Source organism: Dactylosporangium sp. NPDC049742 (genome assembly GCF_040674675.1).
Classification (GTDB): domain Bacteria; phylum Actinomycetota; class Actinomycetes; order Mycobacteriales; family Micromonosporaceae; genus Dactylosporangium; species Dactylosporangium maewongense.
Genome location: NZ_JBFANF010000125.1, coordinates 1 through 17,135, shown reverse-complemented (window position 1 = coordinate 17,135; position 17,135 = coordinate 1). Strand labels below are relative to the sequence as shown.

Annotated in this window: 10 protein-coding genes and 2 pseudogenes; 4 read left to right on the top strand and 8 right to left on the bottom strand. The window is 72.4% G+C overall.

Going from position 1 to position 17,135, the window contains the following annotated elements:
• From AB0J72_RS57780 to deoC, 5 genes and pseudogenes are all read right to left on the bottom strand, one after another.
• Positions 1 to 1,221, bottom strand: a pseudogene (locus AB0J72_RS57780) (transposase); the annotation flags it as partial.
• A gap of 235 nt (positions 1,222 to 1,456) precedes the next feature.
• Entirely contained in the window at positions 1,457 to 2,620 is a 1,164-nt protein-coding gene (locus tag AB0J72_RS57775; protein WP_363417428.1) for a DNA primase, read from the bottom strand.
• A 91-nt stretch (positions 2,621 to 2,711) separates the two neighbouring features.
• Entirely contained in the window at positions 2,712 to 3,587 is an 876-nt protein-coding gene (locus tag AB0J72_RS57770; RefSeq protein ID WP_363417425.1) for an aldehyde dehydrogenase family protein, read from the bottom strand.
• On the bottom strand, positions 3,577 to 5,007 hold the full coding sequence (locus AB0J72_RS57765; protein ID WP_363417422.1) for an aldehyde dehydrogenase family protein: 1,431 nt from the start codon (positions 5,005 to 5,007) through the stop codon (positions 3,577 to 3,579). Before AB0J72_RS57765 ends, AB0J72_RS57770 begins: the two co-directional genes overlap by 11 nt.
• A 4-nt stretch (positions 5,008 to 5,011) precedes the next feature.
• Positions 5,012 to 5,947 carry a deoxyribose-phosphate aldolase gene (deoC, locus tag AB0J72_RS57760; protein WP_344503830.1) on the bottom strand — a complete coding sequence of 312 codons (936 nt, stop codon included), beginning with the start codon at positions 5,945 to 5,947 and terminating at the stop codon, positions 5,012 to 5,014.
• Positions 5,948 to 5,971: 24 nt separating this feature from the next.
• On the opposite strand from deoC, the gene upp reads away from it, so the two are divergent.
• Together upp and AB0J72_RS57750 are read left to right on the top strand one after the other, a co-directional pair.
• Positions 5,972 to 6,604, top strand: coding sequence for a uracil phosphoribosyltransferase (upp, locus tag AB0J72_RS57755; RefSeq protein WP_344503829.1), 633 nt, complete (start codon positions 5,972 to 5,974; stop codon positions 6,602 to 6,604).
• Positions 6,605 to 6,694: 90 nt separating this feature from the next.
• Positions 6,695 to 7,855: an endoglucanase gene (locus tag AB0J72_RS57750; RefSeq protein ID WP_363417418.1), complete on the top strand. Its 1,161-nt coding sequence runs from the start codon at positions 6,695 to 6,697 to the stop codon at positions 7,853 to 7,855.
• Between the two features lie 62 nt (positions 7,856 to 7,917).
• Here the strand turns inward: AB0J72_RS57750 and AB0J72_RS57745 are convergent, their stop codons facing one another.
• Together AB0J72_RS57745 and AB0J72_RS57740 are read right to left on the bottom strand one after the other, a co-directional pair.
• The gene (locus AB0J72_RS57745) at positions 7,918 to 9,516 is read right to left on the bottom strand and encodes a phospho-sugar mutase (RefSeq protein ID WP_363417415.1); all 1,599 of its coding nucleotides are present in this window, start codon (positions 9,514 to 9,516) and stop codon (positions 7,918 to 7,920) included.
• A 1,112-nt stretch (positions 9,517 to 10,628) separates the two neighbouring features.
• Complete coding sequence (locus AB0J72_RS57740; RefSeq protein ID WP_363417412.1) at positions 10,629 to 12,569, bottom strand: serine/threonine-protein kinase; 1,941 nt, start codon at positions 12,567 to 12,569, stop codon at positions 10,629 to 10,631.
• 658 nt (positions 12,570 to 13,227) lie between these two features.
• On the opposite strand from AB0J72_RS57740, the gene AB0J72_RS57735 reads away from it, so the two are divergent.
• Both AB0J72_RS57735 and AB0J72_RS57730 read left to right on the top strand, forming a co-directional pair.
• A complete protein-coding gene (locus tag AB0J72_RS57735) occupies positions 13,228 to 14,511 on the top strand; it encodes an amidohydrolase (protein WP_344503824.1) in 1,284 nt (427 codons plus the stop codon).
• A gap of 32 nt (positions 14,512 to 14,543) precedes the next feature.
• Positions 14,544 to 16,778, top strand: coding sequence for a hypothetical protein (locus tag AB0J72_RS57730; protein ID WP_363417409.1), 2,235 nt, complete (start codon positions 14,544 to 14,546; stop codon positions 16,776 to 16,778).
• A 17-nt stretch (positions 16,779 to 16,795) separates the two neighbouring features.
• On the opposite strand, the pseudogene AB0J72_RS57725 reads toward AB0J72_RS57730, so the two are convergent.
• Positions 16,796 to 17,135 (bottom strand): annotated as a pseudogene (locus AB0J72_RS57725) (hypothetical protein); the annotation flags it as partial.

Here is a 17,135-nt window from a genome sequence, read left to right as displayed (position 1 = left end):
CGACCTCCACGCCGCCGAGCTTCCCGCTGACGAGGCGCCGGTCGCCTGTGCGGCGTTGGTGCGGGTCGGCGCGGGCTGGGCGCCGAACGCGGCCGGCGCGGCCTTGGCGGCGCTCGACTCGGCGGCGCGGGCGGCCTCGGCGGCCCGGGCGGCGACCCGGGTGCGGGTCGGCGCGGCGTCCTGGCCGACGGCGGCGACGGCGGCGTGCGAGCCGGCGGCGGCGGGCCCGGAGAGCGGCCCGGCGGGTGCGGCCGGCGTGGTGCGCAGCGGCACGACCGGGGTCAGCGGCGAGCCGGTGCGCTGGCGTCCGGGCAGGCGCGACGGGCTCATCTTGTCGGCGAGGACGCCGACGAGCGAGGCGGCCGCGGCGTCGCAGGCGCGGACGGCGGCGACGGACTGGCGGATGGTCTCGGCGACCGCGGCGGTGAGCGCCCGGTTGACGCCGGTGCGGCGGGGGGTCTCGGCGATCGCGACCCGCAGCGCGGTGATGGCCTCGCCGAGCGTGTCGGCGTCGGCGACCCCGCTCGCGGCGAGATCGTTGGCGACCTGGGCGTCGCGGTTACGGCCGGCGGCGCCGCCGCCGAGGATGCCGGGCTCCGGCAGCGCGTCGAGGATCGCCAGCGGGATGGCCTCGGCGGGGTCCGGGTAGGCCCGCAGCGCGGCCGGGTACAGCTCGCGGAGCACCTCGCGCAGCGTCGCCGCGGCGCTCTGGCGGCCGGCCACGACCGCGGCGTGCGCGGCGAGGACCGGCTTGAGCGGCAGCATGTCGCGCGGCGGGGACTGCCCGACGGCGGAGAGCACGCCGGCCTGCAGCGCGCGGGCGAGGCCCACGGCGCGGCGCTCGGCGGCGTTGGACTGGATCTCCTCCGGCGACTCGTCGTCGGCGAAGCGCTCGGCGTAGTCGTCGGCCGAGTCGTCGTCGGTGAAGGCGAGGTTGCGCCCGGCGGCGGTGAGCAGCTGGGTGACGACGTGGTCGTCGCTCTCGGCCGCGACCGCGACGGCGGACTGGCCGCCGGAGCGTTGCGCGAGCAGCGCGCTGAGCTCGGCGTAGCCGCCGGCGTCGTCGCTCACCTCGCAGATGTCGATGAGCCGGCCGGCGTCGTCGACGACCGCGACGGTCAACCAGATTTCGGAGCTTGACTGCGGCTCGGCGAGATCAGCCGACGCCAGACCGCAGTACACCCGAACGAGCGCCACCGCGTCGTCCTCCTCTCGGGACATCAGTTGAGCTTTCACCACGTCGGCGGGGACGTGTCCCGGCGCCCCGCCGTGTGTTACCGCAGGTCAAACTGAACGACCTCTACTAAACAGGTTGCGGGCGGGTGACGCGATCAGCCGTTTCGGTTGAATGCCGTTCTCGGCTGATCGTCGCGCACCGCCGCCACCCGTCCGGTCAAAGGCCGGGTCTCGCCCGCCGCGCCAAGATGCTCACGGCTTAGATCCTGTCGGTCACAAATCAATCACGCCAGTCCGTGGCGGCAGAAATCTTGCCAATAATCGTCCGCCAACCGAGCGCTGCCTGTTGTGCCCCGATTTTCTTGAGACGCCGCTTGGCGAAGAAGCCGCTGACGCCGCCGCCGGCCGCCGCACGCAGGGCCTCGTCGAGGTCGTCGAGCGGGGAGCCCGGGGAGAGGGCGGTGCGGACGGGCTCGAGCCGCAGCGAGTACGCCAGGTCACGGGCCACCTCGCCGGCCGCGATCAGCAGGTCGGCGTCCCACGCGTCCTGGCCGCCGCGGAGGTTCTCCACGACGAGGTCGAGCTCGTAGCGGTCCTCGTCCTTCGGCGCCACCGACGAGGCGGTGATCCGGGTCTGCAGGCTGTCCCAGGTGTCGAGCTGGCGCAGGTCGTGCTCCGCGTCGGACTTCACGAACTCGACGAGCCCCTCGACGCTGCGGAAGAGCAGCAGCTTGCCGCGGTGGCCGAGGAACGCGGGAACCTCCTCGGGCTCCTCCTCGTCCTCGTCGTCCTCTTCCTCGGAAGCCTCGTCGGCGATGACGTCGGCCTCGTCGGCCTCGTCCTCATCTTCGTCCGAATCGTCGGACTTGTCCTTTGCGAGGACGTCGTCCTCGTCGTCGGAGTCCGAGTCGTCCTTGGCCTTCTTCTTGGCGAGCGAGGCGGCCGGCGCGGGCTCCTCCTCGAACAGCTCCGCGTTCTCGTCGAGGATGATGACCTCGTCCTCGTCGACGTCCGCCTCACGGCGGTGGAGGATCGCGAAGTCGTCCTCCTCCTCGTCCACCTCGGTCGGCGTCAGCTCGGTCGACAGCCGGTAGGCCCGCAGCGTGTAGCCCACGCCCTTCGGCAGCGCGATCTCGACCGGCTGGACGTTGACGTCCTCCCACATCGCGTCGGCCTGCGCGGAGCGCTCCCTGCCGCCCTCCTCCTCGTCGAAGTCGGCGTCGGAGTCGTCGGACTCGTCGTCGTCGGACAGCGCCTCGACCTCGTCGTCCTCGGTGGCCTCAATGGCCTCGACCGCGTCGACGTCGTCGATGACGTCGGCCGTCTCGGTCGTGTCCGAGATCTCAGGCTCGGTGACGGCGGGCGCCGGCGTGCTCTTCTTCGCTGCCGCTGGGCGCGACGACGCCGGACGTGATGAGGACGGACGGGAAGACTGGCGGGCCACTGTGACCTCCGTAGTCGGCTCGGCGTGCGGGCACACTGCTCACTGAGATGGCCTCGCGCACAAACACCCTAGTGTGCCCGGTTGGCGACGGTCAGACCCCCTTGGGGTGCCAGACCGTCTTGATCTCCAGTAGGGCCACCATGCGGGACACCCCAGGATCGGCCGTCCAGTCCGGGTCCGCAGGTCGGATCACCCGTTTCAGGTTTTCCGCCGCCGCGACTTCCAATTCCTTCGCGAGGGTGGTGTCCGTCACACCCGTGAGATCGACGGCGTTCACGTCCATGTGGGCCGCCAGCCACGGCGCGATCTCGGCGACCTTACCGGTGAGCACGTTGACGACCCCGCCGGGCAGGTCCGAGGTGGCGAGGACCTCGGTGAGCGTGACCGCCGGCAGCGGCCGGTCGGTGGAGGCGATCACCACGACGGTGTTGCCGGTCACGATCGCCGGCGCGATCACGCTGACCAGGCCCAGCAGCGACGACGCGGCGGGCGCGACGACGGCGACGACGCCGGTCGGCTCCGGCGCGGACAGGTTGAAGTACGGCCCGGCGACCGGGTTGGCGCCGCCGTGGACCTGCGCGAGCTTGTCCGACCAGCCCGCGTACCAGACCCAGCGGTCGATCGCGGCGTCCACCTGCGCGGCGGCCTCCTTGCGCGACCCGCCCTCGGCCGCCTTCACCTCGCTCACGAACTGGTCGTGGCGGCCTTCGAGCATCTCGGCGACCCGGTACAGGATCTGGCCGCGGTTGTAGGCGGTCGCGCCGGCCCACTTGCCGGCCGCCGCGCGGGCCGCCTTGACCGCGTCGCGGGCGTCCTTGCGGGAGCCGAGCGCGGCGTTGGCGAGGAAGTCGCCGGAGGCGGAGTGCACCTGGTAGGACCTCCCGGACTCGCTGCGGGGAAACGCGCCGCCGATGTAGAGCTTGTACGTCTTACGGACGGCGAGACGCGCCGGTGACTCAGTGCTCAAGGTAGGCCTCCAGCCCGTGACGGCCGCCCTCGCGGCCGTAGCCGGACTCCTTGTAGCCGCCGAAGGGTGACGTCGGGTCGAACTTGTTGAACGTGTTGGCCCACACCACGCCGGCCCGGAGCCGGTCCGCGACGTGCAGGATGCGCGACCCCTTCTCGGTCCACACCCCGGCGGACAGCCCGTATGGCGTGTTGTTGGCCTTCTCGACGGCCTCGTCCGGGGTACGGAACGTCAGCACCGACAGGACGGGACCGAAGATCTCCTCGCGGGCGATCCGGTGCGCCTGCGTGACGCCCGTGAAGATCGTCGGGGCGAACCAGAAGCCGCGGTCGGGCAGGTCGCAGGGCGCCGACCACCGGGCAGCGCCCTCGTCCTCGCCGATCTGCGACAGCTGCCGGATCCGGGCCAGCTGCGCCGAGGAGTTGATCGCGCCGACGTCGGTGTTCTTGTCCAGCGGGTCGCCGACCCGCAGCTGGGCCATCCGCCGCTTCAGCGCGTCGAGGAACCCGTCGGCGATCGACTCCTGCAGCAGCAGCCGGGAGCCGGCGCAGCAGACGTGCCCCTGGTTGAAGAAGATGCCGTTGACGACGCCCTCGACCGCCTGGTCGAGGGCCGCGTCGTCGAAGACGATGTTGGCGGCCTTACCGCCGAGCTCCAGCGTGAGCCGCTTGCGGGTGCCGGCGACCGCCCGGGCGATCGCCCGGCCGACCTCGGTGGAGCCGGTGAAGGCCACCTTGTCGACGCCGTCGTGCTCGACGAGCAGCCGGCCGGTGTCACCGGCGCCGGTGACGATGTTGACCACGCCCGGCGGCAGGTCCGCCTGCTGGCAGATCTCGGCGAAGAGCAGCGCCGTCAGCGGCGTCGTCTCGGCCGGCTTCAGCACGACCGTGTTGCCCGCGGCGAGCGCCGGCGCGATCTTCCACGCCAACATCAACAACGGAAAGTTCCACGGGATGACCTGAGCGGCGACACCGAGCGGCCGCGGGTCGGGCCCGAACCCGGCGTACGGCAGCTTGTCGGCCCAGCCCGCGTAGTAGAAGAAGTGGGCCGCGACGAGGGGGACGTCGACGTCGCGGGACTCCCGGATCGGCTTGCCGTTGTCGATGGACTCGAGCACCGCCAGCTCCCGGGCCCGCTCCTGGATGATCCGGGCGATGCGGAAGAGGTACTTGGCGCGCTCCCGCCCGGGCATCGGGCCCCAGACGGTGTCGAAGGCGTGGCGCGCGGCTCGTACCGCCGCATCGACGTCCTCCGAGGATGCGGTGGCGATGTCGGCCAGGGCCTCCTCGGTGGCCGGGTTGATCGACTTGAACGACTCGCCCCGCCCGTCGACGAAGGCGCCGTTGATGAACAGGCCGTAGGAGGACCGGATGTCGACGACCGAGCGTGACTCCGGCGCGGGTGCGTACTGAAAGTCCATCGCTCTAGTCCAAGGTGAAGTAGTCGGGGCCCGAGTAGTGGCCGGTGGCAAGCTTGGTGCGCTGCATGAGCAGGTCGTTGAGCAGCGTGGAGGCGCCGAAGCGGAACAGGTCTGGGTCCAGCCAGTCGGGGCCGGCGGTCTCGTTGACCATGACCAGGTACTTGATCGCGTCCTTGGCGGTGCGGATGCCGCCGGCGGGCTTCACGCCGATGGTCCGGCCGGTCGCGGCCCGGAAGTCGCGAACGGCCTCCAGCATGACCAGCGTCACCGGCATCGTCGCGGCCGGCTGGATCTTGCCGGTCGAGGTCTTGATGAAGTCGGCGCCGGCCAGCATCGCCAGCCAGGAGGCGCGCCGCACGTTGTCGAGCGTCGCCAGCTCACCGGTCTCCAGGATGACCTTGAGGTGCGCGTCGCCGCACGCCTCCTTGATCGCCACGATCTCGTCGTGGACCTCCGCGTAGCGGCCGGCGAGGAACGCCCCCCGCTTGATCACCATGTCGATCTCGTCGGCGCCGTCGGCGACCGCGGCGCGGGTGTCGGCGAGCTTGACCTCCAGCGGCGCCTGCCCCGACGGGAACGCGGTCGCGACGCTCGCCAGGTGCACCCCGCTGCCGCGCAGCGCCTCGGCGGCGACGGCGATCATCGACGGGTACACGCAGATCGCGGCGGCGCTGGGGCACGTCGGGTCGGCCGGGTCGGGCCGGACCGCCTTCGCGCACAGCGCCCGGACCTTGCCGGGGGTGTCGGAGCCTTCGAGGGTGGTCAGGTCCACCATGCGGATCGCCAGGTCCAGCGCCTGCGCCTTCGCCGTCGTCTTGATCGACCGGGTGCCCAGCATGGCGGCGCGTTGTTCCGCGCCTACCTGGTCGACACCGGGCAAACCGTGCAGGAAGGTCCGCAGGGCGCCTTCTGAGCGCGCGACCTCGGCGGTGAGGGTCATGGCCTGAGTCTAAGCTCAGTCCCTGTGGACGTACTCGTGGTGGATCACCCCCTGGCCAAGTCGCGACTGACCGCGATGCGTGACGAACGGACCGACAACGGCCAGTTCCGTGCCGCGTTGCACGAGCTCACCACGATGCTGGTGTATGAGGCCGCCAGGTCGTTCGCCACCGAGCAGTTCCCGGTGCAGACCCCGGTCGCGGTGGCCGAGGGCACGCGCCTGGCCAACCCGCCGCTGCTGGTGCCGGTCCTGCGGGCCGGCCTCGGCATGGCCGACTCGGCCCTCGCCCTGCTGCCCGAGTCGTCGATGGGGTTCGTCGGGCTGGCCCGCGACGAGGAGACCTTCGAGCCGCGCGCCTACATGGAGTCGCTGCCCGGTGACCTCAAGGGCATCCCGGTGCTCGTCCTCGACCCGATGCTCGCCACCGGCGGCTCCCTGGAGCACTGCGTCCGGCTGCTCGTCGACCGGGGTGCGACCGACATCACCGTCCTGTGCGTCCTCGCCGCGCCCGCCGGCATCGAGCGGCTCGCCGACTCGGGGCTGCCGATCCGGCTCGTCACCGCCGCGATCGACGAGAAGCTCAACGAGCGGATGTACATCGTCCCGGGCCTCGGCGACGCGGGCGACCGGCAGTTCGGCGGCATGCCCCGTTTCTGAGGCGCGCCTTAAGTCTCGTCGCCGGATCGGGGGATTCCCGCTGGTCAGGCATTGCCCCAGGAGCTGAGCGTCGGCCTACGGTGACCGGCGATGAAGCACCGACGCTCGTTCCTGCGCACCCATCCAGTCCTCGCCGTCGCCGTCACGGTCGGGGTCCTCGTCGGCTCCGGCGCGCTCGCCGCCACGGCCGCCAGGCGACCCGAGCCGCGGGCGGCATCAGTACAGACGCCGCAAAACGCCGACAAGGCCGGCCTCGGCGCGGTGTCGTCGTCGCCGGGCAGGCCGGCTCCTTCGGGCAAGCCGACCGCGTCGAAGGCCGCCGAGGCCAACCGCTGCGCGCTCAGCGCCAAGCTGGTGCCCGGCTGCGGCCTGCTGTGGGGCGTCGCGCCCGGCGCCTTCACCGACCTGTCGTCGTCGAAGGCCCTCGCCAACTTCGAGCGCACCACCGGCCGCCCCGCCGACATCCTGCACTCCTACCACCGCGGCGACGAGGTCTGGCCGACCGCCGACGAGATCGCCGTGGTGCAGCAGTCGCGCAAACGGATCCTCTTCGCCAACTGGAAGGTCGCCTGGGGCACCACCTGGGCCGACGTCGCCGCCGGCGGGCAGGACGACCGCATCGACCGCGCCGCCGCCAGGCTGAAGGCGTTTCCGGGCAAGCTGTTCGTCACGCTGCACCACGAGCCGGAGAACGACGTGCGCGCCGGCGGCGGCATGACCGCCCGCGACTACGCCGCCATGTTCCGGCACACCGTCCTGCGCCTGCGCGCCGCCGGCGTCACCAACGTCGTCTTCGTCATGGTCTACATGGCGTACGAGCCGTGGTGCGTGCAGCCGTGGTTCGGCGACCTGTACCCGGGGGACGACGTCGTCGACTGGGTCGGCATGGATCCGTACCTCTTCGCCAAGCCCGGCGGCTACGGCCACGGCGACTTCGCCTACCTGGTCGACCGCACCTCCGACCCGGCGAGGTGGCCCGGCTTCTACACCTGGGTCACCCGCACCCATGGCAACAAGCCGCTCATGATCGCCGAGTGGGGCGTGTACGAGCACGCCGCCGACCCCGCGCAGAAGGCCTGGATCTACTCGACGGTCCGCCAGCAGCTCGGACGGTTCCCCGCGATCAAGGCCCTCGTCTACTTCGACTCGCCGAACGCCCCCAAGGGCGACACGCGGCCGGACAGCTCCCAGGCGGCCCTGCAGGAGTTCCAGAAGCTGGCCGCGTCGACGGTTTTCTCGGTGACCCTGTAGCCCGAGCGCGGCGGCGGTCTCGGTGACGCTAGAGCCCCAGCGCGGCGGCCGTCGCGGTGACGCTATAGCCCCAGCGCGGCGGCGGTCTCGGTCCGCAGGGCGGCCAGCGACGCCTGGGCCGTCTCGCGGGCGGCCCTGATGTCGCTGCCGGTCACCGGGACGACCACCTCCAGGTACGCCTTCAGCTTCGGCTCCGTCCCCGACGGCCGCACCACCACCCGCGTCGTGCCGGCGCGCACGATCAGCACGTCCGCGTCCGGCAGCAGGTCCTCGACCGCGTGGACCGGCTCGTCGAGCAGCGCCGCCGGCGGCTTCCGCCGGATCGTGTCCATCGCCGCCGCGATGTCGGCGAGGTCGTCGACGCGGACGCTCAGCTGGTCCGTCGCGTGGACGCCGTGCCGCAGCGCCAGCTCGTCGAGGCGGTCGCCGAGGTGCTTGAACTCGGACTTCAGCCCCGCGGCCAGCTCGCACACCAGCAGCGCGGCGGTGATCCCGTCCTTGTCGCGGACGTGGGTGGGCGCGACGCAGTACCCCAGCGCCTCCTCATACCCGTAGACCAGGTCGTCGCCGGCCCTGACGATCCACTTGAAGCCGGTCAGCGTCTCGCCGTAGGGGAGCCCGTGCGCCTCGCACATGCGCGACAGCAGGCTGGAGCTGACGATCGTGGTCGCGTACCGGCCCTTGACGCCCCGGCGGATCAGGTGGTCGGCGAGCAGCACCCCCACCTCGTCGCCCCGCAGCAGCCGCCAGCGGTTTCCGTCCTTGTACGCCACGGCGCACCGGTCCGCGTCCGGGTCGTTCGCGATCGCGATGTCCGCGTCCACGTCGTCGGCGAGCGCCAGCAGCAGGTCGGTCGCGCCCGGCTCCTCCGGGTTGGGGAACGCCACGGTCGGGAAGTCCGGATCGGGCTCGGCCTGCTCCCGGACGATCGCGGGCGCCTGGTGGCCGGCCTCGACGACCGCCCTGACGAAGACGTCCTTCCCGACGCCGTGCATTGGCGTGTACGCCACGACGAGATCCCTGGGCACCTCAGGGTCGACGGTCCGCAGCGCCCCGTCGACGTACGCGTCGACGATGTCCTCACCCAGCGTCTCGCCCGGGTCGCCCAGCGGCACGTCCAGCAGCGGCCCCACGCCCCGGATCGCCCGCTCGATCTCCTTGTCCGCGGGCGGCACGATCTGCGACCCGTCGCCCAGGTACACCTTGTAGCCGTTGTCCTGCGGCGGGTTGTGGCTCGCGGTCACCATGACCCCGGCCGCCGCCTTCAGGTGCCGCACCGCGAACGCGAGCACCGGCGTCGGCAGCGGCCCCGGCAGCACCAGCGCCCGGCGCCCGGCACCCGTCGCCACCCTGGCGGTCTCGTCGGCGAACGCCTTCGAGCCGTGGCGGGCGTCGTACCCGACGACGAGCGGCCCCTCAGCCCCCGTCTCCGCCAGCCAGCGCACCAGCCCCGCCGCCGCCCCGCGGACCACGGCGAGGTTCATGCCGTTGGGCCCCGCCCGCAACGGCCCCCGCAGCCCCGCCGTCCCGAACGTCAACGGCCCCGCGAACCGCTCCCGCAGCTCCCGCTCGTCGTCGAGCACCGCCCGCAGCTCCTCCCGCCCCGCGGGATCGGGGTCGTCGGCCAGCCAGGCCTCCGCTTCGGCGCGCAGATCACTCATCCGTCGTTCTTAGCACGCTGTGGCTTCCGCCCCACCGCTGTCGCGGCGGGTCCCGGCGGGGATTCTCACCCGCGGCCCCAACGCGCCGCCGCGCGACGCACTGCCCGCGCCGAGACGCGTGGCAGACCAAGCGACGCGTCTACGCCGCAGCCGGTGGTCGCCCTCCGCGTGATCCAAGGACAGTTATGGTCGTGCGCGCAGCCGGCTCCGTCCTTCGATCATCCGTAGAGGGACGCCAGCCACGTGGGCATGGTGGCCGGGTCCGGCTGAGCGAGACGACCCCGGCACTCCGCCGCGGTCCAGCAGCGCGGTGTCCGTCGCCGTCGTGATCCAAGGACGGTTCTGGTCGTGTGGGCAGCCGGATCCGTCCTTCGATCATCGGTCGTGGGGTGGTGGGCCGTGCGGGTGTGGTGGGCGGGCCTCGTGGGCGGGTGGGCTGTGGTGCGGTGGCCGCATGGCGTCCCCATCCTCACCGGCGTCCTCACCGCCATGCGTGGCAGAACAGCCCGTGCGGGCGCATCTGATGTGGGGCGCCGTGGCTTGTGGCCGCCCTGACCTACGGTGCGGCTCCGTCGTCGTGGTGATCCAAGGACGGTTCTGGTCGTGCGGGCGGCCGGATCCGTCCTTGGATCATGGCAGCGAAGGAGCGGTGTCCGTAGCGATGGGCGTATTCATCCGGGTTTAGCTGCTGTGTCTGATTAGTCGTGGTGGAGGTCCGCCTTGGGACCGTCGGGTTGCTGGCGCCGCCGTGGTGATCCAAGGACGGTTCTGGTCGTGCGGGCGGCCGGATTCGGCCTTCGATCATGATGGCGGCGGCCGGTGGGCAGTGGACTTCGCGGGGCGCCTGTGGGAAGTGGGGCCGGCGGGCCAGCGCGGGGTGTCGGAGAAGCGTGTGCGGCGTGCCCGAGCCCTCGGAGAAGCGTGTGCGGTATGCCCGAATCTTGGAGAAAGTGCGCGTGGCAAGGGTGGGTTCCTGGGGCACGCGTGGTCCGCGGAAGAAAGATCAGGACGAAGATCGCCTGGCTGGTCCCCGGCCGGGAAGGTTGGGCGATGTGAAGGGAACCGGGGCGGGCGGGCCGCCTCCGGGAAAGTGGAGGCGGCGCCCGCTTCGGTTACTGGCCGGTGGAGGTGCCGGGGGACGCGGCCGTCAGCTTGAAGGAGTGGACCATCTCCTCGAAGATGACCTTGCTGTCGGCGAACTTGGCCTCGGGCACGGTCACGAAGAAGTGGTAGCTCTTGCCGCTGATGACGACGGCGTTCCACAGGGCGTGGCGTTGCTGGTCGCCGGTGCCGCAGGTGTACTCCAGGACCGCCGCGTCGTGGCCGTCGAGCTTGTTGTCGGTCATGTCGACGTGGTTGTACGGCGCGGCGCAGCTGGCCGGGGTGTTCTTCAGCCGGTTCTCCGCGCTCTGCAGGAAGGCCCGCGGCGTGTTGGACGCCTTCTCGATGTTGACGCGGATGCGGCGGTTGGGGTCGGCCGGGTCGGTGATGTCGAAGTAGGGCGCGGTCGCGGCGCCCATCTCCTTCCGCGTCCAGCCCTTCGGGACGTTGACCGTGATGCCGCCGGGGTGGGAGAAGGCCTCGACGTCCAGCAGTGGCTTGGCCGGCCCGCTCGACGCGGTGGCCGGGCCCTTGCCGGTCTGGTCGCCGGAGCCGCCGCCGGAGAAGAGCCCGGACATCGAGACCACCAGGATCAGGACGACCACGACGCCCGCGGCGACGGTGACCTTCGCCCAGGTCGGTGCCTGGGTGACGATGCGCTTGAGGTCGGTGCCGGGCTGCTTGGGCGGCTCGGCGGGGGCCTGGGTCCAGTCGGTGGTGCCGAGCGGGCCGTCCTGGTAGGCCGCGAAGCGGCTGGCGTCGGTGCGCTCCAGCTCGGCCTCGTGCTGCGCGCCGCCCTGGGCCGGTGCGCCGCCGCCGGAGTGCATGCGCCGCATGGCGCCGCTGACCGTCTCGCCGGGGGCCATCATGGCCCGGCCGCCGATCTGGCCGGTCGGGGTGTGCTGCGGGGTCACGACCGTCGGCTGGTGCGTGGGCCGGACCACCGCATAGGGGTCGGTCATGTGGGCCGGCGCGTTGCTGGCCAGCGGGCCCGCGAGCAGGTCGCGCAGGACCGCGCGGGCGGTCTCCACGTTCCAGCGGCGGGCGGGATCCTTCTCCAGCAGGCCATAGAGCACGCCGGCGAGCGGGCCGGCGCGGACCGCCTGGGCCGGCGGCTCCTCGACGACCGCGCGCATCGTCTCGAAGGGGTCGCGCCGGTCGAACGGCGGGCGGCCCTCGACGGCCGTGTAGAGCGTCACGCCGAGGGAGAACAGGTCGCTCGGCGGGCCGAACTTGGCACCGATCGCCCGCTCGGGGGAGATGAAGTGCGGCGAGCCGAGCACCATGCCGGGCGTGGTCAGCTCGCTGTCGGTGGGCATGCGGGCCACGCCGAAGTCGGTGAGCACGCAGCGGCCGTCGCCGGCGATGAGGACGTTGGCCGGTTTGACGTCGCGGTGCAGCACGCCGGCGGCGTGGGCGACCTCGAGCGCGCCGAGCAGCGCGATGCCGATCTTGGCGACCGCACGGGCGGCGAGGGGGCCGTCCTCGACGATCATCTCGGCGAGGCTGCGGGCCTGGAGCAGCTCCATGACGATCCATGGGCGGCCGGCCTCGGTGACGACGTCATACACCTGGACGACGGCAGGATGCGACAGCGCCGCCGCCGCGCGGGCCTCGCGCAGCGTCCGCTGATACATCGAGTCGCGGTCGCTGGGTGCCATGTTGGGCGGCAGGATCACCTCTTTGACGGCCACGTCACGGCGCAACACCGTGTCGCTGGCACGCCAGACGGTGCCCATGCCGCCGTGACCGATGGCGGTGCGCAGCGCATAGCGCCCACCGATCACCACGCCCGGGGCGGCGCGCTGCCCGGGCACGGGCATGCTCGTGGAGCCAGGCTCGCGGGGCTCCCGCTGCTCAGGGCCGCGCGCAGGATCACGCCCGGCTCCGGCGGAGGCCAGGGCGCCGGTGGGTGGCAGCGGCTCGCCGTGCCACGTCGGGAGCTGAGTCACAGGCAGTAAACCGTCGTCATGGAGGGGAGATGACTTTCTCGCTGTACGACCGCGGTCACCCCCTATCTTGCGTGCTGCTCGCCAGCAAAGAAAGGTGGGGTCCTCCCCTTCACCGGACCGTGACCTGAGCGCAACGCTCCGTGTTGATCATGTCGCGCTACTGAAACGGTTGGGTTGAATCTTCGAATTCTGGGAACCCGAAGGGTACGGAGGGGCGTCTACGCAGGGGACAGAAACGCATCTGGAACATCGGGGGACTACGTTTCCCTGGATTTTCGGGTGCGCCTGCCGATCAGAGGGGTTGGACGGACGCGCGGTGCGGCGCCGACCCCTTGGTTCATGCCACTCTGCGACGTCTTCCGTCACTGTGCGTTGATCTGCGGCGACGCTGCACGCGGCGGCGAAGCGAAAAGTTACTCGCGACACCACGTGACCGTGGCGCCTGTCACCCGTTGTAGGAGGTGAGGGGTTCTTGGCTGAAGCGGAACGCTCACTTCCGACGAGGCCAGCATCTTTACGCCTCCAGTTCCAATCAAGTGACGCTCAGCTATCCCAGCATCACGAGAATGATGTTGCGCTCCGTCACCTTGACCCAGTTAGTCTGTCCGTGGCACGCATGGGGCGGGCCGCTCCTTTAGACCGAAATAGAGAACTCACCGTGACGAGAGCGCTGACGCTGCCCGATCCAGCCGCCGCGGCGGCCCGGGTCAGCAAGTTGACGTCGTCCTGGCCCGAGACTCCACCCGGGGCCGATCCGTTGCCCGGTCAGCTCGACCGCTGGCTCACCTCCCGGGGTGCCGAGCTCGTAGCCGTCCGACGTCACATTCACGCGCATCCGGAGCTCTCCGGCCAGGAGTTCGAGACGGCGGCCCTCGTCGCCCGCGAGCTGACCCGCGCCGGTCTGTCGCCCCGCATGCTGCCCAAGGGCAACGGCGTCATGTGCGACATCGGCTATGGCGACCGGGTCATCGCGCTGCGCGCCGACCTCGACGCGCTGCCGCTGCCGGACACCAAGGACGTGCCCTACCGGTCCACCGTCGACAACGTCTGCCACGCCTGCGGCCACGACGTGCACACCACGATCCTGCTCGGCGTCGGCCTCGCCCTGGCGCAGCTCGCCGAGCGCGACGAGCTGCCCGGCCGCGTGCGGCTGCTCTTCCAGCCGGCCGAGGAGACCATGCCGGGCGGCGCGCCCGAGGTCATCGCCGCCGGCGGCCTGAAGGACGTCGCCGCGATCTACGCCCTGCACTGCGCGCCGCAGCTGCCGGTCGGGCTGGTCGGGGTCCGCTCCGGGCCGTTCACCGCCGCCGCCGACAAGATCGAGGTCCGGCTCACCGGCCGCGGCGGGCACACCGCCCGGCCGCACCTGACCGCCGACCTCGTCCACGCGCTCGGCCGGATCCTCGTCGACGTGCCGTCGCTGCTGGACCGCAAGCTCGACGCCCGCGCCGGGGTCTCCATGGTGTGGGGCGCCGTGCGGGCCGGCGAGGCGGCCAACGCGATCCCGATCGAGGGCGTCGCCCGCGGCACCATCCGCGTGCTCAGCCGCGACGCCTGGCGCGACGTGCCGGAGCTGGTGACCAAGCTCGTCCACGACGTCATCGCGCCCACCGGCGCCGACGTCGAGGTCAAGTACACCCGCGGCGTGCCGCCCGTCGTCAACGACCGGCTCGCCACCGCGGTCGTCGCCGGTGCCGCCGGCGCGGCCCTCGGCCCGGACCGGGTCGTCGAGGCCGAGATCAGCATGGGCGGCGAGGACTTCGCGTTCTACCTCGACGAGGTCCCCGGCTCGATGATCCGGCTCGGCGTCGGGGTGCCGGGGTCGGACCAGAAGTTCGACATCCACCAGTCGGCGTTCGACGTCGACGAGCGCTCGATCGGCTACGGCGTCCGCGTCATGGTCCACACCGCACTGGCCGCACTCGGCGCGGGAGCCTTCTAGACACAGCGGCCCGCAAGCGGTAGCCATAGGCCGTGGTCACCGAATTGCGGGTGCACGGCGTCACCGGTACCCCGGCCGAGGACGTCCTCGACAGGCCGCTGCTGCGGCGGGTCGCGGGCGACACCGAGGCCGGGTTCTTCCGCCCCCGCGTGGAGTACGGCGCGGTCACCGGCCCGGGCGGCGTGACCCTGGAGGCGTACCGCTGGGGCAACCTCACCGCCGGCGCCGCCGCCCGCGCGCTCTGGCTGCTCCTGCTGCCGTTCATGCTCGCCAACGTGGCCATCTGGCTGCGCCCCGACGTCGGCGTCCGGGCCAGGGCGACGATCCGCGCCCTGACCCGCGTCTTCGCGCTGACCATGACCGCGTCGTTCGTGCTGTCGTTCATCGAGATCTCGATGGACCTCGTCGGCTGGCAGTGCGCGGCCCAGGCCCGGTGCCTGGAGGGCCGCGGCTACCTGGCCGTCCTCGTCGACCTGACGACCGGCCGCCGGCTCGCCGTCACCGCCCTGGTCCCCGCCCTCGCGATCGCGTTCCTGTGGTTCCTCGGCCGGCGCACCTGGGCCCGCTACGAGGCGTTCCCGGTCACGACCGACGGCGACGGCGACGGGCTCGCCCACCCGTGCTTCTGGAACGGCCGGCCCCTCGTCGGCCGGCTCCGGTCGCTGCACATCGCGGTCGCGTTCGGCACCCTCGACGCGGTGCTGCTCGGGGTCCTCGTGCCGCACGACCGGCACCCGGCCGGCTACGCCCTCGCCGCCGCGACCGCGGTGATCCTGCTGGCAGCGTTCGCCGCGGTGACCCTGACCGCCGTCGTGCACCGCGACGCGCCCGCCCGCTGGGCGAAGCCGTTCACCAGGGTCATGAGCCACGCCGCGGTCGTGCTGACCGGCCTGGTCCTGGCGTACAGCTGCCTCGGACGCGACCCGTGGCAGGCGAGCGGCCGGATGCCGGTGTTCAGCGGCACCGTCACCGTGCTCTTCGCCGTGCAGGTCCTGCTCATGCTGATCCTCGGCGGGGTCGTCCTCGCGACGCGGCCACGGGGCACGTTCCTGCAGGGGCTCGCGGGGCCGTTGATCGCGAGCATCGGCCTCGGTGTCGCCGCCGCGTTCGCCGCCGCCATGGCCTACCGGGTCGCCGACCTGCTCAACCGGCGTGCCCTCGCCACCACCGCCGACTACGCCGAGACACCCTTGTCGCTGGAGCCGCCGCCCGCGTACGAGTGGGCCGCCGCCGGCTTCGTCCTGCTGCTCGTGCTGGCGGCGCTCGTCGGGCTGGTCATGGGGGTGCCGCTGGTGCGCCGCCTGCGCCGGTACGCCCGGGTCGTCACCGACGCCGACTTCCGCGGCGGGCGGCAGCGCGACCCGGAGCGGGCGAGGCACATCGACACCGCCGTCGCCGACGCCCTCGTCACCGACCACGTCGGCCGCATGCTCGTCTGGGTGTTCGTCCCGACCGCCGCGGCCGCGGTCGTCGCGACCGGGTTCGCGCTGCTCGGACGGCGGCCGATCCGGCTCGCGGACTCAGGGTCCGCGGCCGCCGAGGTGATGTCGGCCGTCGTCAACCTGGGCACCTACCTCATCGGCCTGGCCGCGTTCGCGCTCGTGTTCATCGGTGTGCTGGCGTACCGGTATCAGCGCTTCCGCCGGATCGTCGGCGTGCTCTGGGACCTCGGCACGTTCTGGCCCCGGTCCGCGCACCCCCTCGCGCCGCCCTGCTACGCCGAGCGGGTCGTGCCGGAGCTCGCCCGCCGCGCCGGGTGGCTCGCCGCCGAGCAGGGCGGGGTCATCCTGTCCGGGCACAGCCAGGGCAGCGTCCTGGCCGCCGCGACCGTCCTGCAGCTGCCCCCGGAGGCGCAGGCGAGGACCGCGCTGCTGACCTACGGTTCGCCGCTGCGCCGCCTGTACGCGAGGTTCTTCCCCGCCTACGTCAACGACGCGGTGCTGGGACGGATCGGCGCAGTGCTGGCCCGTGCCGAGGATGGCGTCCTCGACGCGGGTCAGCACGGCCCCCGTTGGGTCAACCTCTGGCGGGACACCGATCCGATCGGCGGCCCGGTGCAGTCGCCCACCGCACGGGATGTACGGCTGGCCGACCCGCCGGGATTCGACATCGCCGCGGGTGACACGGTGTTCCCCAAGGTCGACGGCCACTCCGGCTACCAGCTGCGCCCCGCCTTCGGCGCCGCGGTCACCGGGCTCGTCGCGGTCCTGTCGGAGGACCCGGACGAGACACCGACGGCCGCCAACCCGCCGGTGTCCGCGTCCTGAGACCCGGCGAAGGACGTTCAGCTGTCCTTCGGGTCGTCCTCGTCCCGCTTCGACAGCGCCGGGAACGGCGGCACCGCGGGCTGCCCGCCGCCGGAACCCCCGGACCCGCCGTCCCCTGTCGGTGACCCTGCCGGCGACCCGGACTCGCCGGAGGAATCAGCGGCCGCCGGCGGCCCGGACACGGGACCGGCGGCGCGCGGCGCGGGAACGGGACCGGCAGCGGGCGGCGCGGACGACACAGGGCCGGCGGCGGGCGGCGCGGAGACCGGACCACGACCCGCCACGACCGCGCCACCGGGCGCCCCGGAGGGGGCGGAGGCGGGCCCAGGCCCGTGCGCCGGCCGCGGCGCGGCCGGG